This is a genomic window from Leptolyngbya sp. KIOST-1 (genome assembly GCF_000763385.1).
Classification (GTDB): domain Bacteria; phylum Cyanobacteriota; class Cyanobacteriia; order Phormidesmidales; family Phormidesmidaceae; genus Nodosilinea.
In genome coordinates this window covers 2,522,672-2,541,219 of record NZ_JQFA01000002.1, presented here as the reverse complement: position 1 = coordinate 2,541,219, position 18,548 = coordinate 2,522,672, and the positions used below count along the sequence as shown (strand labels likewise).

The window sequence follows — 18,548 nt, the reverse complement described above, 5'->3', positions numbered from 1 at the left end:
CGATTCATTCATGGATAGCTACCCTAGTCGGCGTTTGATTCTGGGTAGGGATCGCTGAGCTGCTCGGTTTCGGGGCAATCCTCAGAGACGTGGAGTTCGACATCGCCCCGGGGTACCGCCGCCAGACGCTTGGTGACAGCGCCAATGCTCTCCAGGCGCACCATCTCCTCCCAGGAGCAAATCTCGTCGTCTTCCTCCGTCTCGTAGCGGAAGGTTACCAGGTCCCCTTCGATGTCTAAAATTTTGGCCCGCTCAATCCAACGCTGTTGATCCCGTAGAAAAATCCACACATCTTGACCATCACAACAGAGTTGATAGATCTTGCGGTGTAGCATAGTCGCGTCTCCTTCACAGGTAACATCAACGCTCGTATCGCCCAGATGGCGAACAGGAGCGGTCTCTGGCTGCTCTTGGGCAGCATTTCAGGTGGCGGCTTTGGTTTGGTGCCGTGGATTGGTATGGCTCCCAATAAACTTACGCTTCAGCCCTTGGGTAGATGATCCGTCGCTCATGATCTTAGCTAATTCTGGGTCTGTACCTTAATATTCCCAGGGAACCCGTCAGCCTAATCACCTGGGGCAGGCTGCGCACCACCTCTCTCTTATCAGTGAATCTATCCCCACAGTGTAACCAGTCATACAATCATCCCTCCTACGAGGCCAGACGTGAGCGCTATAGTGAAACCCTAGCCCTTGCCGCCCTGCCCTATGCTGCTCCACCTCTGTACGTGGCCTGAAGTTGAGACCTATTTGACCCGATCGACGGGCATCATTCTGCCGATTGGTTCAACCGAGCAGCATGGCCCCACCGGCCTGATTGGCACCGACGCCATCTGTGCTGAAGTCGTCGCCAAAGGGGTTGGTGACGCTGCCGAGGCCCTGGTTGGTCCCACCATCAATGTCGGCATGGCCCTGCACCACACGGCCTTTCCCGGCTCCATGACCCTGCGCCCCACCACCCTGATCGCGCTGATTCAGGACTATCTCACCCCCCTGGTACGCTACGGCTTTACCCGCTTCTTTTTTATCAACGGCCACGGCGGCAACATCGCCACCCTCAAGGCCGCCTTTGCCGAAACCTACAGTGCCCTGGCCGCCGATCGCATTCCCAACGCTGAGCGGGTACGCTGCAAGACGGCCAACTGGTTTATGGCCCAGTCGGTCTATACCCTGGCCAAGGATCTATACGGCGACCAGGAGGGCTCCCACGCCACCCCCAGCGAGGTGGCCCTGACCCAGTACGCCTATCCCGATTTCATCAAGCACGCCCCCCTGGAGCCGCAGGTTGCCCCCAGAGGGCACGCCATTTACAGCCCTACTGATTTTCGCCAGCACTACCCCGATGGCCGTATGGGTTCAAATCCCGCCCTGGCCACCCCCGAGCACGGGCAGCAGCTCTACGAGGCGGCGGTGAAAGAGCTAACCAGCGACTATCTGGCCTTTTTGGCGGCGGAGTGAGGATACGACGCACGATAGCATCGTTGTTGGTCCTGATGGCATAACCTCAGGACCAACAAAACCAAAGCCCAGTCCTTAATCGAGATCGAAAAAACACTCGATTTTGTACCTCAGGGCGACTGGAAGCACGTCTCCCCCCTTAGTTGCAGCAGCTGTGTTTGCTAGCCGCCGGGGGCACGTCGTTGGCGGGGTTTTCGTCGAAGTAGTTCAGCGGCTTGAGCATGAAGCCAATATAGGCGGTGGGCATCACCGGCCAATCTTCGGCGCGGGGAATGTGGGTGTGGGCAAAGGTGTACCACACCACCAAGTCGGTGTTGTCCACGGGGCGATCGCCCTCGGTCCACTTGGGCAGCCCTTCACCCCCAGGCGATTGGTTGGGGTAATCGCCCGCCGGGAACTTCTCGTCGGGGGCGTAGGGGGTCACCCACAGGTGCTTGGTCATGTAGGTGGCGCGGTTGATCACGCTGGCGTGGGGGCGAGCCAGGGGCAGGGTGTTTTCGCCGGGCATCAGCTTGTAGGCGGTGGGGTAGCCCGCGGCGTTGGTCTCGTTGGGGTTGACGATCTTCCAGTAGCGGGCCTTCATGGGGTCGATCAGCCGCTGGGCCTGCTGTTCGGTGGTAAGCAGGGTGGACTTGGCGTAGAAGGCGTTGCCGTAGGGGTTGAGGGTTTCGTCTTCCTCGGGTTCCACATCCACCTCATACACCGAGTTCTGCATGCCGTCGATGCACATATCCATCCGCACGTTGAAGATGTGCTGGTGGGCGGGGGCGTAGAGCTGCGGGGCGATCAGGGTGCCGTACTTGGGCACTTCGCCGGAGGGGAAAGCCGCCGTGCTGAGCATACCGGTGAGCTTGACCTCGTACTGAATGGTGCCGTCTTGGTAGAAGTACCAGAAAAAGCCGTACTCGTAGTTGCCCACGGTGGCGATGAAGGAAACCACCAGGCGGCGCGATCGCCTTACCTCGGTCTCATTCGTGCGCCAGTCCACATGCTTCCAGAGAATGCCAAAGTCTTCTTCGTGGAGGCAGACGGCGTGCTCGATCTGGGCCACCTCGCCCCGCGAGTTGGTCATAAAGGCGTCGAAGTAGCGGATTTCGCCCAGGCAGTCGCAGCCCAGCTTGAGGGAGTTGGCCAGGGTGCCGACGCCGTACTCGCCCACATCAAAGGCGTTTTTGCGGTAGTGGTGGGGCTGGGGGTCGCCGTAGGGCACGGTCATTTCCGCCAGGGAGGCGCGGTAGAGAATGGGCCGCTCTTCGCCGCCGTCGGTATAGCTGACGGTGTAGAGCACCAGCCCCTCGCGGGGGGTGAAGCCGATGCGCATTTTCCACTTCTGCCAGGAAATCTGGTGGCCCTCGACGGTGAAGCTGGGGCCTTCGGGCTGGATGATCTCCAGGGGCTTGAGGTCGGTGCGGAAGTTTTTGATGTACTCCTGGGAGTAGTTGGCGGAGTTGGGCGGCAGGGGCACCACGCCGTGGTCTTCGACCCGGATGACCTCCATTTTGTTGAGGTCAACCACGGGGATGACGCCTTCGATGGGGCGGGCGTAGCCGTTGTCGGTGGGGTTGGCCCGCACCCAGCAGAGGGCGCGGGAGAGGCGCACGCCCTCTTCGTCAGCAACGCCGTAGTTACCCGCAGACCAGGGGTCAACCATCACCAGGCTGGTATCGGTGATGCCGCGCTTGGCGATCGCCTCAATGAACTCTGGGCAAGCCTTGACCGCATTCTCGCACTCCAAAAACTCATCCAGCATGATCGGCGGCTGCACATTGGGAATGTGTTTCCAAGAGATCACGGTGCCTTCGGTGAGCGAGACGATCGCCTCGTAGGTCTGGGCGGTGGCGTTGTCGAGAATGATCGCAAAGGCTTCCCGCACGATCGCATCCCCCGGCCTGAAGCCCAGCACCGTTTCCTTGGCTGGTTCGTTCAGGGTGACGGTGGCAAAGCGGGTGCTGGCCCCCAGGGATTTTTCCTGGCGCAGGATGGCGACGGCGGCGGCGATCTCCCCAGGGGTAAGGGGTTCGAGGGGGTGGGCGATGGAGACAGTGGTAGGACGCTCTTGGGCAATGGTCATGGGATACGCTCCGGTGGGGTAGTTGGGTTGGCGTTGGGGGGGAGGGGCGCACGGCTGTGCGCCCGTACGGGGGATAAAGAGGCAGGATGGAGAAGGCCGTGAGGAAAGAACTCGGGGTTCTTCTCGGGCGTGCCAGAGGATGTGGGTTTACCGCAGAACCCCGAGTTCTGGGGCAGCGGAAAGTACGCTACGCGGCGGCGACGGGAATCGGGGTGGGTTTTTCGGCCTCCTCCAGATCCGCCAGCAGCGCCTCGGCTAGCTTGCGCTTGGCATCGGCGTCCATTTTCTTTAGCTCGTTGTGCAGCACCCGCTCGTTCACCGACTGGTTCCAGTAGTCAAGTGCGTCGAAGCCCAGCAGGGCCGACTTGCCAACGAACTGGCGCAGCACCTCGTTGGTCGGCCCCATCACCCAGCCCGCCTTGCCGTCGCGCAGGTAGCGCTCGATCTCCATGTCTTTTTTGAAGCCGGAACCGCCGCAGGCGTGGAGCATTTTGTCGCAGACGTGGGCCACATTCTTAGCGGCCTCAAACTTGATCTGCCAGTACCAGTGCAGGTAGGCGGCGCGGGGCAGGGCCGTCACATCGGCGTGGATCGCCCAGTCGCAGCCGTTGGTGAGCTGATCCATCAGCTGGCCCATGGAGAAGGTGAACATGCGGCAGGCGGTGGTGTCCATGATCGCCTCACCGAAGTAGTCTTGAATCGTCGGATAATCCGCTACCCGCATGCCCACATCCACGTGCTTTTTGCGGGTGACGTGGCCCCTGGCAATGTCGATCGCCCCCAGGGCAATGCCGTTCCAGCAGGCCGACGAGCAGAGCAAAAAGAACGGATCGACGATCTCGTCATTGCTGGCGGTGCCGTCGCCTTCGGGGCCAACCATGCGATCGCGCGGTACCGTCACCCCATCCACCAGCAGCGTGCCCGACTGGTTGCCACGCAGGCCCAGGGCGTCCCATTTGTGGGGTTCGGCCTGGACTTCCTCCGCGTAGATCAAAAAGCACGACAGGTCAGAGAAATCGCCGTTGAAGTGGGGGCTGGTGGTCTGGACAATGTACCAGTCGGCAAACCCCGCCGAGGTGGTCCACGACGCCTTTTTGTTCACCTGCCAGCCATCGGGGGTGGCCGTCGCCTTAGACGAAACGGGGTACCAGAAGTGGGAGCCCGTCTCGGGATCGGAATAGGAAAGCGTGCCGATCAGCACCTCGCTGTCCAGCCGCTTCAGCAAACCCTGCAATTCCGGGCTGTCGTGGGCGCGGAACAGGGCCGCCGCCACCGCCCCCAGGTGCATGGTGTAGCACATCGCCGTGCTGGGGCAGCCGTAGCGGGCGATCGTTTCTACCACCATGGCGGCGCAAATGTGGTTTTCCCCCAGGCCGCCCCACTCCTTGGGCACAAACAGGCTGAGCAACCCCAGGGAAGCCAGGGCTTTGAAATTCTCGCGGGGGTAGATCAGGCCGCGATCGGAGGCGATCGCATTGGGCCTGAGTACCGCCGCGCATAGTTCAATCAGCTTTGACTGAAGCACCTGCTGCTCGGGCGTCAGCAGCCACTGGGGGTCGAAGTCTTCGCTGAGGCCGGTAAAAGGGAGACCGTTCCAGGTTTTGGTGGACATAGGGGTGGATGGGTAGGGGGGTGGATGGGTTGGCGGGTGGGAGGGTGGATGGGTGGGTGGGTTAGGCCTTAGATAACTGTGGGGTTGGCGATCGCTTGAGACCTGGCCGTAACCCACCACCGGGGTACTACGCCACCAATCCACGCTTCGACAAGCTCAGCGACCGGAATTTAAGGTCATCACGCGATCGCCATCGCCGCCCCCAGCGGATCTTTGCAATACTCCGCTAGGTGCGGACTGCGGTAGCCGTCTTCGCGCCAGAGAATGGGGAAAAAACTCTCATCCATTTCTGTATTGCCCACCCGCTTGTAGCGACCGTAGATGTAGCCCTGGGGGTTGGTGGGGTGGAACTGGGCGCTGGCGGGAATCGTGTGCAACCCAATGCTGCGGAACATACCCTCGGTGCGGGTGGTGGGGCCAAGGCCGTGCCAGGTGCGCCCATGGTGGAAGGCGCAGCCCCCGGCGGGGATATCGACCACAACCAGCTCGGGTTCGGTCACTCCCGCATTCTCTGCCGCTTGCAGCATGGCCCAGCGGTAGTCCTTGGTGGGGGCATGGAACTCGCCTTCAACGCTGGAAATCGGCCATTTGTGGGAGCCCTTGGCATAGACCAGGGTGCCGTCGGCGGCGGTGGCGCGGTCTAGGGCGACCCAGCAGGTCATCATCTCGGCGGGGTTGAGGTAGTCGATGTAGACACCGTCCTGGTGCATGGCGATCGCCTGGGCATTGGGCGGCTTCATCCACAGGCTGTCCTGGCCAATTCTGGCCCCGTCCCACCCAGCTAGCATGGCGCTGAGGCGACCAATTTCTGAGGAGAGCACCAGGCTGGCGATGGTGCGATCGCTCTTCCAGCCGTTGCAGATTTCGCGGGTGATGTCGGGCAGGCTCATGCGCGGTCGCCAGTGCCACTCGTCGGGGAAAATGCCGGTCTCAAACTCGCCGTGGAACATGGGCTCCAGGCGATCGGCTAGGCGCTGGGCGTAGTCGGACGGCAGAAAGTTTTCCAGGATCAAAAAGCCGTCCTCCTGGAACTGCTGAATCTGCTCGGGGGTGAGTTGAATCGGTTGATAGTCCATTGCAAACAGATGGTCTGGGTGCAGGAAACACAGGAACGGGAGAGACTTGACTGGCCTTAGGAGAAGGTTGATTGACAAGAATCCAGATGTGGTGGGCAATGCCCACCCTACGGGAGCGATCAGCTGGAGCAAAGTCGTAGGTTGGGTGGAGCGCTAGCGGAACCCAACAGGCTAGATCCAGCGTTAGGTTTCACCAACTCACCAGGCCGAATCGAGCACGACTTTGTTGACAAAACCGGGGGAGCCGGATGTACTTGTCATAATAAGTTCTCCCCCCAAAGATTATGTGTCCTCCGTTACCCGTTGCTGAATCTCTAAGCGGTCTGACCGTTGAGTCTGGAATTCTCCACATCGCCGCCAGCGACTTCGATGCCCGTCCCATGAGCTTTTTGACCCCTGACGGTCACCGCACCGGTTACGAACCCGAACTGGCCCGCGCCATCTGTGCATCCCTGGGGCTGACACCGGTATGGCACAACCTGCCCATGGCCGAGTTCTACACCTGCCTGAGTACCGGTCAGTACGACGTGGTGTGGTTCAACCAGGCGATTACCCCCGCCCGCCTCCAGGTCGTAGGGTTTACCCAGCCCTATGGCCTGTTTGACGAAGCGGTGCTGGTGAAAAAAGGCAGGGGCATTACCTCAATCGACGACCTGGCAGGCAAGCGGGTGGGGGGGCTAGCGGACAGCACCAACATCGCGCTGGTAGAGGGGTTCCCGGGGGCGAAGGCGGTGCCCTACCCCGGCAGCGACCAGGTGCTGCCGGAGATGCTGGCGGCCCTGCGGGCGGGGGATATCGACGCCCTGATCGACGACGAACTGGTGCTGGTGGTGGCTGCTGAGGATGACGACTCGCTGGAAATTGCCTTTACCCTGCCGACGCGGGTGCCCTTTGCGATCGCCACCCCCAAACAGAACCCCACGCTGAATGCCACCCTCAATGCCGCGATCGCCGCTGCCCTGGCCGACGGCACCATGGCCAACCTCTGGGCCGAGTGGATTCCCTGGAAACCTTTCCCGTTTTGATGGTTTCTAGACTGGACTGTCCACAGCCCTTGAACTTGCGCGGTTTGTTAACAATCTCTACCTTTTGACCTGCGCAAGTCCATCCCTGTGGAGGAAAGGAATTGGCGTAATTTTTCTTAACCTGGTTCAGAAGCTTATTGCTGTTAACCAGTAAAGGAAACAAGCATGGTAGATGCTACCAAAGCCAATAATCCGTCGGGTGGTGAGCCTGCTAATGCTCAGACATCCCGCCCTGAAATTGCCGATCGCGATCGCCCCTTTCTGGAGAAAGTCGCCACCGAAGGTGGTTTTCCTGATGTTTACGACGCTCGCGACTTTACCGAAATTGTCTTTCGCGTTATGCGCGATCTGATGACGACGGAAGCCGCCGATCGCGTGGCTAAAGAACTTAAAAACGAAGACACCTTGCCCAATGCCAACGACAAGTCCCTGCATATGGATGTGGTTGAACTGTGGCGCGATACCAATCCCCTGGTGGGATTTCTCAGCCGGGTTCGTCCACCCTGGCAAGGCCCTGGCATCTTCAAAATTGACTCCGATCGCTTCATGTTTCGGGTCGCAAACGAAGGCGGTCTCAAGCGACCCCAAGAGGACAAATATGCCGTCCGCAGCCAGGCTGTAAAGGCCGTTTTTTCTGCTACCAAAGCCGAGCTATCGCAGGAGCGAATTCAGGAAATTGCTACCTGGATGCCCGAGGGCGAAGTTCTCGATCTCTGGCAGCAGGCCTAGGGTTTTAACCCTCACGCTCATTTTTGGATAAGTGCTGCCCCAAACTGGGGCAGCACCTTTTTTGTGTTTGGATTTGACTACCCAGGCGTTATAGGAAATCCGATTTGGTAAACCCCGATTCATAACCAGGAACCCCGTAGGGGCGTAGCACGCTACGCCCCTACAAAGCGGGTTTGTTCAGCTAGGATTCGGTATTAAAAGATTAGAGGCTAGCGGAAGTTACAAACGGTACCCGCCCAAAGATTGGTGACTGTGGCATCGGGTGCGGCAGAACTCAACAGACCAGACATGTCGCCCGTGGAAAATTCGGTTCCCAGGGTGCTCTCGAACACGTCCACAGTGTAAACCGCCTCCAAGTCACCGAGGGTTGAGCCGATGCCGATGCCGGACAGGGTGGTTAGGGTGGCGTCGGTAGCGGGGCGAGCCGACCAGCCGATAAATTCGCCATTGGCGGCATGGAGCACCAGCCCGTTGGGCCACTGGGTGATCACCTGCGGGCCCGCGCCACATTCCTCGTTTTCCCCCGACTCAATCGGTTCCCCCACCAGCCGGGTGAGGGCATTTTCCACCACGGTCATTTCGGTGCCAAAGGCGAGGGTAACGGTTGAACCGCTCTGGTCCCCTACCAGCTGCAGCCCTTCACCCGAAAGGGAGAGCAGCGATTCGGTATCCTCCACCGGGTCAGCGGGAGCGGGGTCCACCGGGGCCGGATCCACCGGATCGGTGACCACAGGGTTGGTACCCTCGGCATTGGGAGCCTCTGGGGTACGGGTGCAGGCGGCTGTCGTCAGCAGCAGGGTTAGCCCCAGGGGCAGCAGTGCGGAACAGCGAAACATCTTAATCATGGGTTTTAAACGTGATTGGCAATACAAAAAGAGCGTGGGTAGTGGGACCCATCATACCTGCCCTCAGCAACGCCGCTGCCCGCTTGCCGTCAATAGCCCTCTGGGAGCCAGTCTTCGGCCAGAATCAGGTCCAAAGCATATTGACAAGTGGCTGGAAACACCGAAAGCTCTTGCTTTGTTTGGGTGGCAGCCTGATGGCGGGCGCGGCGATAGCAGTCTGCGAGTTGCTCCGCTGGGTAGCCCTTGAGGCTAGGGCTATCCTGAATTGCCAAGTGAATCTGGGTACGAGCGTCGGTAATGGAGTCGAGCCAGCTATCGGAGCGGCGCTGGGGCTGATATTGCCATTTGAGCAGATGGAGTAGAAGGCGGGTCAGCTGGCTGGCGATCGCCCGTCGCTCACTTTTGCCCAAATCTTCCACCTCGTCGATCAAATTGGCCACGTCAATGTCTTGCCAGCGCCGCTCCCTCAGCAGTTGGGCGGTTTGGCGGGTCCATTGGCTAAAATCAGTTGAGTAGGCGTCGCTCACGGCTCACTCAATTCCTGTGCGGTGCATTGCTGTGCGGATAGCCCTTCGGGCACGGCTAGCGCCAGGGCGTGTCGTCAATTCTCCAAATTTTACACAACATCTAAGCCGGGCAGGTCGGCCTCGGTGGTGATGCAGTGCCACAGGTAGACGGCCAGGCCCAGATCGCCCGTCCACAGGCTGTAGCGCCCCAGCCCGTAGCGCTCCTTCTGGCGCTGGTATTGCGCGATCGCATGCATGGCAAACTGGCGCGTTCGCTCCAACCACCGCTCATCCAGAACGCTAGCGACGCGGCTGCACCACCCCCCTAAAGCTGGAGGCCACAATGCGGGGCCGACCGTCCTGCATCTGCACCGTGAAGCTGCGCTGCTCGCGCTGGGTGGAGCCATCGGGGTAGACGTAGGTATTCTCGCCCAAAAATTCCACGGTGTTGGCGGTTTGCCCGGTCACTCGCAGGTTCTCCACCGAGACGCGATCGAACTGGGCAAAAAATCCGGGGTCAAACTGCTGGGCCAGGGAACCGCCAAACTGCGATCGCGCCGCATCCCACGCCTGGCTCGAGACGTAGCCGTACAGGGCACTGACCGTCGCCTGGGCCGCCTCTGGGGTGAGGTCAGAGGCGGGGGCTGGTGCAGGGGCATCCTCGGCGGGGGACGGAGCGGTGGTCGCCGCTGGTTCTGGGGTGGCCGGGGGCTCGGCCTCGGCCTCGGGCTCGGCGGCGGGTTCAGCGGCAGCGGGGGGCGGGGTAGGGGTCTCAGGCGCTGCCTCCACCGGATCGGGGTCTGCGGGGGCGGTGGTTGCGATCGGGGTTTCGGCCTCGGGGGAAGAGGCTGAGCGCCAGGCCTGCCAGCCCACAAGGGCCGCGATCGCCGCCACACCTACCGCCAGCGCCCCCGCCACCAGCGGCAGCCAGGGCGACGCCGGGGAATAATCTCGCCGTCGAGCCAGAGCCTGGGCCGAGGTCCGGGGGGCCGCAGCCTGGGTGGTGAGTCGGGTGTCGCGTCGTCGCCCGACCGCCACCGTGGGGACGGTGGTTCTGGGCAACTGGCCGAGGGCGGCTATCTCCGCTTGGGGTACGTACCGACTCAGGGCCGGGGGCAGGCTCCGCAGCGCCGCCAGCGCCTCGGCGGCGGTGGTGTAGCGGGTGCGAAAGTCGTAGCGCACCATGGTATCCAGCACCTCCACCAGGGCCGGGTGGGCCTTGGTGGCAAGGTGCCGCCACTCCAGCTCGCCGCTGTGGGGGTCGGGGTGCAGCTCCGTGGGCGGGTACCCGGTCAAAGCCTGAATGCCTAGGATGCCGACCGCATAGATGTCGCTGCTAAACTGGGGCCGCCCCGCCACCTGTTCGCTGGGCATGTACCCCTGGGTGCCAATGGAAATGGTGTGGCTGAGGTGCGATCGCAGGGCGGTAGCCTGGCTGCTGACCTGCTTCACCGCGCCAAAGTCAATCAGCACGATGCGGTTGTCGCCCGCGCGGCGAATCAAATTCGACGGCTTGATGTCGCGATGAATGACACCGTGGCCGTGCACAAAAGCCAAAATCCCCAGCAAATCGCCCAGAAAAGCCGTTACCTGGGCCTCGCTCCAGGGCGTACCCAACTCCTCGGTCAGGGCGTGCCCTTCGACATACTCCTGGGCCAGGTAAAACTCCTGATCTTCCTCAAAGTGGGCCAGCAGCCCCGGAATCTGCGGGTGCGACCCCAGCCGGTAAAGGGTCTGGGCCTCGGTATCAAACAGTCGCCGCGCCGTCTGCAACTCCTCAGGGGTGCTCACCTGGGGCTGGAGCTGCTTCACCACGCAGATCGGATGCCCCGGCAGGTGCAAATCCTGGGCGCTAAAGGTCTGCCCAAAGCCCCCGACTCCCAGGGGCTGCAGCAGGCGGTAACGGCCCCCCAGCGGTTTCGACTCGGATGGAAAGTTGCGGGACGAAGCGGTCATAGTCATTGGCAGGAATTGTCAATCTATGAACTATAGACGGTAGGGAGGGGAGGCCGTTACCCCCCCTGGGGTAGCGCTCAGCCGCAAAACCCCAAGCTGAGACAAGCCCAGCCAAGCTTCTGCTGACTGATTTTGTCGTCTATAAGTTCCTGGGGTCGGGAATGGTAGGTCTAGGGTCTGGGGAGTGGTTATCCGATCACCTCTCGCAGGTGTTCGGCCAGGCGAATGGCCAGGGCGGCCAGGGTCAGGGTGGGGTTCGCTGCTGGCGAGGAGGGAAACACCGACAGATCGCAGGCGTAGAGGTTGTCGTAGGCCAAAAACTTGAGGTCCGTATCGACCACGCCATCGTTGAGCGACTGACCGTCTGGGGTTTCGCCGCTCATCCGCAGGCTGCCGACCTCGTGGGCCACCCCGCCCAGCCCGGCGACTCTGAGGCTGAGGTCGTTGTTGACCAGGGGTTGCCCGCCCAAAGCGGCGATCAGCTGGTCTTTGAGCGCGCTCATTGCGCCGTAGTACTGGTCGCCGAGGGGGCTGGGCTGCATCTGCACGACGGGCCTGGCGTAGGCGGGGCCAGCCTGCTGAATCGTGTTTTGCTCCATCAGGGGCGCATCCATCAAAAACACAATTTCGCAGAGCATGACGTTGCCCCGTTCGCGGCGGTGGCGCTCCAGCAGGGCTAGATCGACATAGCGGCCCTGGTTAAAGTCGGCCCCAAACTCCAGCACGATGTTGTACGGACGGGTGGGGCCATCGTTGGGCTGGAGCAGCACTTTGCTGGTGCTGTTGGGGTCGTAGAGGTCGGCGGTGGCGGGCAGGGCAAAGTGGGTGAAGTAGATGGGGTGGTCGGTAATGCCGACGCCAATTTTGTTGGTGGGGTCCGCCAGGCCGCTGAGCTGGGCAATTTTGGCGCTTTCGACGGTGCCCGCGCAGAGCACCACCGCCCGCCCCTGGTAGCTGCGCTCCTGCTGGGCAATCAGGTCGTAGGCCACCACGCGGCTCACCCGGTTGCCCTGGGTCTCCACCCGGCTGACGGGGTGGTTGAGGTTGATGAACAGGTGCTGGTTGCCCTGGGGGCCATCGGTCAGCATCGACTCGGTGAGCAGGTCGGCGGTGGAAAACATGCCGGTGGGCACGGTGCTGAGGTCTTGGGGGTTGGAGTACTGCACTGCCATCGGGGCGTCGAAGGCGGTGAACTCGGCCAGGGTTTGGCGCAGAAACTGCTTGACGCGGCGGCGGTAGGGGGTGGGGGGCAGGGGCACGCGGTTCATCAGGTCTTCGGCCTGCTGGTAGCCGCCGCCCTCCAGAAACCAGCGCAGGCTGCGGGGCCAGCGATCGAGCTCCCACCAGGCCATGCGGGGAATCAGGCCGCCCCAGAAGATCGATTTGCCGCCCAGGTTGAAGGCCTGACCGCCGTCGAAGGTGGAGCCAAAGCCGTTGGCAAAGTTCTGCACCTTGAAGCGTTCGTAGAGGTTCCAGACATGCTTGTCGAACTGGCCGACGCGGTGCTGGCGGGGCAGGTTGGCGGTGTGGGTGGGGAACAGGTAGCTGCCCGCCTCCAGCACCAGCACATCCAGGCCCAGGTCAGAGAGCTGGTCGGCCAGAATGCCGCCGCCAATGCCGGAGCCCACTACAATCACGTCGTAGAGGCGATTTTCGTCCAGGTTGGGGGGAAAGAACTGCTGCTGCACGTGGGGATTTTCCACCACCAGCTCCGACAGGGGCGGAAAGGTGACGGTGGGGGCCGCATAGAAGTAGTCGCCGCCCGGCACGGGCTGCAGAAACAGGTCGGGGCCGGTTTGCCAGTAGGTGCGCTCCAGCACAAACTTGAAGGTGAAGCCGCCGCCGTAGCGGGCAACGGGCAGCTCGAAGCGCCAGGCTCCATTTTCGTAGAGGCCGGGAATATCTTTGGTCCAGTTGTCCAGGTTGGTGCGGAGGGTGATCTGGCGATCGGGGCGGTAGTCAACGGTGGCAAAGCGCAGGGTAAACATAGTGGCTCTCCTGGGGTGTCGCTTTAACCTCCAGCGGGGATCAGCTATGCTCCGGACAGAGGATTGTGATCGTGATCAATCGTGTTCAATGGCCGCCCTAAAACCTTCCCTGCAGGGGCGGGGATGAATTGACAGCGGCGAAGAAACCTCCATACTGAAGGGCATGGGATGCCTGCCTGCCCCCTATTTCCCTAGAGCTGCCATGATTGCTCCCAGCGATACCCACGTTTACCCCGTGCTCTGGCAAGACGACCACCTGGTGCTGATTGACCAGCGGCAGCTGCCAGAGCGGTACAACATTGTGTCGATCCACCGCTGCGACGACGTGGTGCGATCGCTGCGGTCGGGCATTGTGCAGGGCGGGTCTGCCCTGGGCATTGCGGCGGCCTACGGCCTCTACCTGGGGGCCACCGAAATTCAGACTGACGACCCCACCGCCTTTTGGGAGCGGATCGAGGCGATTGGCGAGCAGTTTAAGCAGACCCGGCCCGACAAGGCCCACCTGCAGTGGGCGGTGGACACCATGCTGAGGGTGGTGCACCACTCCACTGCTTCGATCGAGGCCCTGAGGGTGCAGCTGCTGGCCCAGGCCCAGGCCATGCAGGCCGAGGATTTTCGCCTCTGCCACGCGATTGGGGACTTTGGCCTGCAGGTGTTGCCCAATTCCCCAGCCAAGCTCACGGTGCTGACCCACTGTAACCACGGGGCGCTAGCTACCTCGGGCTATGGCACCTCCCTGGGCATGATGCGATCGCTGTGGCAGGCGGGTCGCCTGGAGCGGGTCTACGCCGCCGAAACTCGCCCCACCTTTCAGGGGTCGCGGCTGACCGCCTGGGAATGCGTGCAGGAGGGCATTCCGGTGACGGTGATTACCGACAGCATGGCCGCCCACTGCATGCAGCAGGGGCTCGTCCACGCTGTGCTGGCCGGGGCCGATCGCATTGCCGGCAATGGCGACACGATCAGCAAGATCGGCACCTACAGCCTGGCTGTGCTGGCCCAGGCCCACCGGCTCCCCTTCCTGGTGGCGGCCCCGATTTCCACGATCGACTTTGGCGTGGCCACGGGAGAGGGGATGGCGATCGCCGAGCACCCGCCGGAAGAAATTTACCAGTTGGGCTACAGCCAGACCGCAGTGCGGGGTGGGCAACAGGTCACCGTTGTTCCCGGCGGGGCCGACGTCTACAACCCCGCCTCTGACCTGACCCCGGCCCGGTTGATCACCGCGATCGTGACCGAAAAAGGGGCCTTTATCCCCGATCGGTTGGGGGAACTGCAAACGGCGTAGGGCCACCGGAGCGTTGACTTTTCTGGAGCAAACGGCGCTCTCTGGCGCTGCATCATTATGATTAGGGGGAACCGCTGCTCGTCATCCCGTTTCCCCTCGCCCAGCCATGCCCACCCCGCGCCCCCCCGCCAACGTTGCCAGGTATTTGCTGACGGTCCTCGTCGTCATTGCTGCCGTGATCGGAGCGCGGTTTTTAGTCACCTGGGCGGCGGAGCTTTTTCTGCACCCCATTCCGATTTTGGGGGGCTGGCTCAAAAGCCTGGAGATCATTGAGTTCAGCGTGATTGTGCTGTTTGCCTTCCTGGGGTTTGGGCTGGGCAGCGCCACCCGCCACCTGTCGGCCAAGACCCCCCTGGGAATCAAGGCGATCGCCCTGCTGGTCGCCCTGCCCCTGGTGTTTTTTAGCAGCTACTGGCTGCGGCACCAGCTGTGGCTCGGCCAGCTCACCGCCCAGTCCACGCTGACTCGCCAGCAAATCACCGCCCTGGCCAACCAGGCCCTCAGCCGCGAGGGGGGAAGCCAGGGGTTTTGGGGGTACTACACCACCACCACCCGCATGCCCATTCTGCCCGCCTCCGTTGAGGAGCTGGAGCGGATGGCCGAAGACCAGAAGTGGTTTCGCTCCGAGCTAACCCGCTTCAGCGGCATTGAGCCGGGGGTGTTTTCCATGGTCTTTGACGGTGCCGGGGTGGGCATTCGCCTGTTTTACATGGTGCTGGCCGGGCTGACTGGGGTCATTTATTTCTTTAAGGGGTTGGCCGAGGCTGAGACCGCTCGGCTGCGCCGGGTGGCCCTGGGCGGCGGGGTAAAGGGCAAAGTGTGACCGGTTGAGCCGGATATTGACTTTGAGAGCGATGGTGGACGGCGAGGGACCGCGATGACAGCGGTGGCGGCGGTGGTGCTGGCCGGGGGGCGCAGCTCGCGCATGGGCCGCGACAAAGCTCTGATTTCGCTGGGGTCTGAAACACTGATTCAGCGCACCTGCCGGGTAGCGATCGCCGGTGCCGACGCGGTGTACGTGGTCACCTCCTGGGGCGATCGCTACCGCCCGCTCCTGCCCGCCTCGGTGCAGTTCATCCCAGAGCACCCCCTGCCGGAGCTGCCCGAAACCTTTCCAGGCCCGCTGGTGGCCCTGGTTCAGGCGCTGAGCTGGTTTCAAAATCGGCCTGGGGGTAGCCCCGACTGGGTGCTGGTGCTGGCCTGCGATATGCCCAACCTATCCGCAACCACCCTGGCCACCTGGCGCACCGAATTGGCCGCCATTCCCTCGCCCTACCTGGCCTACCTGCCCCAGCGTCAGCAGCGCTGGGAGCCGCTGTGTGGGTTCTACCGGGCCACGGCCCTGGAGTCGCTGCGGCAGTACGCGATCGCATCTTCGGGGCGATCGCTGCAGGGCTGGCTCCACCAGCACCCGGTCTTACCGATCGCCCAGGTCAACGACGCCATGCTGGCCAACCTCAACACCCCCGCCGACCTGGAGCAGTGGCAGCAGCGCAGGCCACCCCCGCTACCGCCAGACAGCCACGGGCCGGATATTCAGGACGTGTGAAGGACTGAGAATTTTGAACTTTGCATTTTGAATTCCGCGCAGCGGTGCTAGTTCTCTGACCTAGGGGGCACAGCCTCTGTCTCAGGTTCAGGCGGCGCTGCCTCAGGCTCAGTCGGTGCAGCCTCCGCCGCAGGCCTGGGCCAGGGAATGCGGGGGTCGGCGGCCAGCAGGCGGGCCACTTCGCGGGCCCCGTAGCGGTTGATGTGGCTGGGGTCGGCAAACAGGTGCGACTGCCAGCGCCATTCCTCTAGCAGATCCACCAGGGTGAGGGTACCCCGGTTGGCCCAGCCCTGCAAAAATCGCTGAAATTGGCGTTCGTAGCCCAGCCGCACCCCATCTAAATAGTCGTTGCTGAGGGGCAGGTTCACAAACACCAGGGGAATGTTTTGCCCCCGCAGAAACTGGGTCAGGGCTTCAAAGGACACCGTCTGCACCCCCTCCAGGCGAAAGGGGCGGTAGGCGTTGTCGTACTGGCCCCGCACCCGGGGAAAGCTGCGGTAATACACTGCCGGGTTGAACTGGTCGTTGACGGCTAAAAACCCCTGGGCGTTGATCGGGCTGGGGGGAATGGTGCCAAACTCGGGCGCTGGGGGGGCAGCGGCTGTCGGGTCACCATTGGCGGCGGCCACTGGCGATTTCTCTCGATCGTCCAGGGTGAGCACCGCACCGTCGCGGACGGCGGCATAGCCGGGGGAGGCGAGAATTTCGGCAAAGGTGCGATCGAAGCGGCCGCTGTTGAACCCGCGCGACCCCTCCGCCCAGACAATCAGTCGCGGGTGCAGGTCGGGGGCCAGGAGTTGCCGGGTCAGGAAGCTCACCACCTGGGCGGTCGCTCCGTTGACGCTAAAGTTGTAGACCCGCAGGCCGGGATAGCCCTGGGCCGCCAGCGCCTGCTGAAGCACCTGGGGATCGACCCCCTGTAGCGCTCGCGAGCTGCCCACAATCAGCACATCGGGCGGCCCCTGAGCCGCTACGTAGGCGCGGTACAGACTGACCTGCTCGTCGAGCACGTCACTGCCCAGGGCCGGAAACGCGCGGGGCAGTCCCTGCTGAGCCGCCTGCCGCTGGGCCAGGTAAAGGTTTTGCTGGTACTCCAGCGCCTTGCGCTGGCCAAACACCTGGCGGGGGTCATCGGCGGGCAGGTCTTGCAGTAGGGCCACCGCTCGACCCCAGGCCCCCGCCGCCTGATGCCACTGGGCGGCGGTAGTAGCTGTGGCGGCCAGTTGGGTGGCCTGGGTGGCTTCGCCCACGGCCTGCTGCCAGGGGTCGTGGGCGGCGATCGCCGCCCCGTTCTCGCCCCCCGCCCCAGGAGCAAGGGGAACGGTAGCCAGGGGATTGGACCGTCCGGCGCAGCAGGTGAGCAAAATGCCCACCATCATCGCCGCCGTTGGCACGCCACGGGAGGAGAACAGGAAGGTCATGGCAGTGGAGGGAGCGGGTAGACGACAGGATGGCCAGAACCGAAGGGGTTGACGGTACGCCCTGACGACGTACGCCCTGACTACAGTTTAGGAAATTGCGCTACCGGGTTGGGGCCGGCGATTGAAAGTCGTCACCAGCCCCCACGAACGAAAGGCCGACCAGGGGAGGATTTTAATTTTGGGGACTCTCTGCAATAGTGGGGCTGTCCCCAGCCGTTTTCTAGCCAAAGCGAGGTCATCGGTGGTACCCCTAAAAGACTACAACCCCGGCCAGCGCACGCCCTACGTCACCTACGGGCTGATTGTGCTCAACATCGCCATTTTTATCTACGAACTCACCCTGCCCACCTACGGGCTGACCGACTTCTTCCACGCTTGGGCGGTGGTGCCCCAGGAGTTTTCGACCAGCCTCACCACCGGGGTTTCGGTCGTCAACGCCGAAGAATGGCTGACCGTCGTCACCAGTCAGTTTCTCCACGGGGGCTTTTTGCACCTGGCGGGCAACATGCTGTACCTGTGGATCTTTGGCAACAACGTAGAAGACCAGATGGGGCACCTCCGGTTCCTGGTGTTTTACCTGCTGTGCGGCACCCTGGCGAACCTGGCCCAGTGGTTTTTTGCTATGGATTCAGGCATTCCGTCCCTGGGGGCCAGCGGCGCGATCGCAGGGGTGATGGGAGCCTACATCTTCCGCTTTCCCCAGGTGCGAATTCTCACCCTGGTGCCCCTGGGGCCTTTTCCCCTGCCGCTGAGAATACCGGCCCTGTTTTACCTGGGCCTCTGGTTTGTGCAGCAGGCCATCTACGGCGTTGCCAGCCTGGGTGCCCCCGCCATGATTGGCATGGAGGGGGGCGGCATTGCCTACTGGGCCCACGCTGGAGGCTTTGCGATTGGGGCGCTGCTGGGGCCGCTGTTTGGCCTGTTTAGCCAGCCCGACCTGGAGGTTTCCGCCGACAGCCCAGGGGTGGAGTAGGCGCTTTCCCTAGGGACACATCTCACGCCGATCGTAGGGGTGGCCAATCACC

General features: G+C 62.4%; 17 protein-coding genes. 7 read left to right on the top strand and 10 right to left on the bottom strand.

Going from position 1 to position 18,548, the window contains the following annotated elements; translation table 11 throughout:
- Window positions 1–23: 23 nt before the first annotated feature.
- Window positions 24–335, bottom strand: a complete 312-nt coding sequence (locus NF78_RS11270) for a DUF6679 family protein (RefSeq protein ID WP_035986376.1) — start codon at window positions 333–335, stop codon at window positions 24–26.
- A gap of 372 nt (window positions 336–707) precedes the next feature.
- On the opposite strand from NF78_RS11270, the gene NF78_RS11265 reads away from it, so the two are divergent.
- Window positions 708–1,457 (top strand): creatininase family protein, encoded by a 750-nt coding sequence (locus NF78_RS11265; protein ID WP_035986373.1) that lies wholly within the window; start codon window positions 708–710, stop codon window positions 1,455–1,457.
- A gap of 139 nt (window positions 1,458–1,596) precedes the next feature.
- On the opposite strand, the gene NF78_RS11260 is transcribed toward NF78_RS11265, so the two are convergent.
- From NF78_RS11260 to NF78_RS11250, 3 genes are all read right to left on the bottom strand, one after another.
- Window positions 1,597–3,528 (bottom strand): primary-amine oxidase, encoded by a 1,932-nt coding sequence (locus NF78_RS11260; protein WP_035986372.1) that lies wholly within the window; start codon window positions 3,526–3,528, stop codon window positions 1,597–1,599.
- 187 nt (window positions 3,529–3,715) lie between these two features.
- Complete coding sequence (locus NF78_RS11255; RefSeq protein ID WP_035986369.1) at window positions 3,716–5,140, bottom strand: acyl-CoA dehydrogenase family protein; 1,425 nt, start codon at window positions 5,138–5,140, stop codon at window positions 3,716–3,718.
- Window positions 5,141–5,319: 179 nt separating this feature from the next.
- Window positions 5,320–6,216 (bottom strand): phytanoyl-CoA dioxygenase family protein, encoded by an 897-nt coding sequence (locus tag NF78_RS11250; protein ID WP_035986367.1) that lies wholly within the window; start codon window positions 6,214–6,216, stop codon window positions 5,320–5,322.
- A gap of 284 nt (window positions 6,217–6,500) precedes the next feature.
- Here NF78_RS11250 and NF78_RS11245 point away from each other — a divergent pair, with 284 nt between their 5' ends.
- Together NF78_RS11245 and NF78_RS11240 are read left to right on the top strand one after the other, a co-directional pair.
- Complete coding sequence (locus NF78_RS11245) at window positions 6,501–7,241, top strand: substrate-binding periplasmic protein (protein ID WP_052050181.1); 741 nt, start codon at window positions 6,501–6,503, stop codon at window positions 7,239–7,241.
- Window positions 7,242–7,406: 165 nt separating this feature from the next.
- Window positions 7,407–7,970 carry a DUF2267 domain-containing protein gene (locus NF78_RS11240; protein WP_035986364.1) on the top strand — a complete coding sequence of 188 codons (564 nt, stop codon included), beginning with the start codon at window positions 7,407–7,409 and terminating at the stop codon, window positions 7,968–7,970.
- A gap of 209 nt (window positions 7,971–8,179) precedes the next feature.
- Here the strand turns inward: NF78_RS11240 and NF78_RS11235 are convergent, their stop codons facing one another.
- The 5 genes from NF78_RS11235 to NF78_RS11220 all read right to left on the bottom strand — a co-directional run bounded on the left by NF78_RS11235 (window position 8,180) and on the right by NF78_RS11220 (window position 13,265).
- Window positions 8,180–8,815: a hypothetical protein gene (locus tag NF78_RS11235; protein ID WP_035986362.1), complete on the bottom strand. Its 636-nt coding sequence runs from the start codon at window positions 8,813–8,815 to the stop codon at window positions 8,180–8,182.
- 89 nt (window positions 8,816–8,904) lie between these two features.
- Complete coding sequence (locus tag NF78_RS11230) at window positions 8,905–9,342, bottom strand: DUF29 domain-containing protein (RefSeq protein WP_035986360.1); 438 nt, start codon at window positions 9,340–9,342, stop codon at window positions 8,905–8,907.
- Window positions 9,343–9,431: 89 nt separating this feature from the next.
- Entirely contained in the window at window positions 9,432–9,602 is a 171-nt protein-coding gene (locus tag NF78_RS31090; RefSeq protein WP_156119731.1) for a hypothetical protein, read from the bottom strand.
- Window positions 9,603–9,621: 19 nt separating this feature from the next.
- Complete coding sequence (locus NF78_RS31835; RefSeq protein ID WP_052050178.1) at window positions 9,622–11,277, bottom strand: serine/threonine-protein kinase; 1,656 nt, start codon at window positions 11,275–11,277, stop codon at window positions 9,622–9,624.
- Between the two features lie 188 nt (window positions 11,278–11,465).
- Window positions 11,466–13,265 (bottom strand): GMC oxidoreductase, encoded by a 1,800-nt coding sequence (locus NF78_RS11220; protein WP_052050175.1) that lies wholly within the window; start codon window positions 13,263–13,265, stop codon window positions 11,466–11,468.
- Window positions 13,266–13,467: 202 nt separating this feature from the next.
- Here NF78_RS11220 and mtnA point away from each other — a divergent pair, with 202 nt between their 5' ends.
- The 3 genes from mtnA (at window position 13,468) to NF78_RS11200 (ending at window position 16,102) form a co-directional block, all read left to right on the top strand.
- Window positions 13,468–14,553 (top strand): S-methyl-5-thioribose-1-phosphate isomerase, encoded by a 1,086-nt coding sequence (gene mtnA / locus NF78_RS11210; protein ID WP_035986354.1) that lies wholly within the window; start codon window positions 13,468–13,470, stop codon window positions 14,551–14,553.
- A 106-nt stretch (window positions 14,554–14,659) separates the two neighbouring features.
- The gene (locus tag NF78_RS11205; protein ID WP_035986352.1) at window positions 14,660–15,376 is read left to right on the top strand and encodes a hypothetical protein; all 717 of its coding nucleotides are present in this window, start codon (window positions 14,660–14,662) and stop codon (window positions 15,374–15,376) included.
- A gap of 54 nt (window positions 15,377–15,430) precedes the next feature.
- A complete protein-coding gene (locus NF78_RS11200; RefSeq protein WP_052050173.1) occupies window positions 15,431–16,102 on the top strand; it encodes a molybdenum cofactor guanylyltransferase in 672 nt (223 codons plus the stop codon).
- Between the two features lie 47 nt (window positions 16,103–16,149).
- Here NF78_RS11200 and NF78_RS11195 read toward each other — a convergent pair whose 3' ends face one another.
- Complete coding sequence (locus NF78_RS11195) at window positions 16,150–17,523, bottom strand: hypothetical protein (protein ID WP_052050170.1); 1,374 nt, start codon at window positions 17,521–17,523, stop codon at window positions 16,150–16,152.
- 241 nt (window positions 17,524–17,764) lie between these two features.
- Between NF78_RS11195 and NF78_RS11190 the strand changes: the two genes are divergently transcribed.
- The gene (locus tag NF78_RS11190) at window positions 17,765–18,496 is read left to right on the top strand and encodes a rhomboid family intramembrane serine protease (protein ID WP_035986350.1); all 732 of its coding nucleotides are present in this window, start codon (window positions 17,765–17,767) and stop codon (window positions 18,494–18,496) included.
- The last annotated feature ends 52 nt before the right edge of the window (window positions 18,497–18,548 follow it).

Excerpts from the sequence above, each read along its gene's own strand:
- NF78_RS31835 (WP_052050178.1), bottom strand. The coding sequence starts at position 11,277 with ATGACCGCTTCGTCCCGCAACTTTCCATCCGAGTCGAAACCGCTGGGG.
- NF78_RS11255 (WP_035986369.1), bottom strand. The coding sequence starts at position 5,140 with ATGTCCACCAAAACCTGGAACGGTCTCCCTTTTACCGGCCTCAGCGAA.
- mtnA (WP_035986354.1), top strand. The coding sequence starts at position 13,468 with ATGATTGCTCCCAGCGATACCCACGTTTACCCCGTGCTCTGGCAAGAC.
- NF78_RS11265 (WP_035986373.1), top strand. The coding sequence starts at position 708 with ATGCTGCTCCACCTCTGTACGTGGCCTGAAGTTGAGACCTATTTGACC.
- NF78_RS11195 (WP_052050170.1), bottom strand. The coding sequence starts at position 17,523 with ATGACCTTCCTGTTCTCCTCCCGTGGCGTGCCAACGGCGGCGATGATG.
- NF78_RS11245 (WP_052050181.1), top strand. The coding sequence starts at position 6,501 with ATGTGTCCTCCGTTACCCGTTGCTGAATCTCTAAGCGGTCTGACCGTT.
- NF78_RS11220 (WP_052050175.1), bottom strand. The coding sequence starts at position 13,265 with ATGTTTACCCTGCGCTTTGCCACCGTTGACTACCGCCCCGATCGCCAG.
- NF78_RS11250 (WP_035986367.1), bottom strand. The coding sequence starts at position 6,216 with ATGGACTATCAACCGATTCAACTCACCCCCGAGCAGATTCAGCAGTTC.
- NF78_RS11200 (WP_052050173.1), top strand. The coding sequence starts at position 15,431 with ATGACAGCGGTGGCGGCGGTGGTGCTGGCCGGGGGGCGCAGCTCGCGC.
- NF78_RS11205 (WP_035986352.1), top strand. The coding sequence starts at position 14,660 with ATGCCCACCCCGCGCCCCCCCGCCAACGTTGCCAGGTATTTGCTGACG.
- NF78_RS11235 (WP_035986362.1), bottom strand. The coding sequence starts at position 8,815 with ATGATTAAGATGTTTCGCTGTTCCGCACTGCTGCCCCTGGGGCTAACC.
- NF78_RS11260 (WP_035986372.1), bottom strand. The coding sequence starts at position 3,528 with ATGACCATTGCCCAAGAGCGTCCTACCACTGTCTCCATCGCCCACCCC.
- NF78_RS11240 (WP_035986364.1), top strand. The coding sequence starts at position 7,407 with ATGGTAGATGCTACCAAAGCCAATAATCCGTCGGGTGGTGAGCCTGCT.
- NF78_RS11270 (WP_035986376.1), bottom strand. The coding sequence starts at position 335 with ATGCTACACCGCAAGATCTATCAACTCTGTTGTGATGGTCAAGATGTG.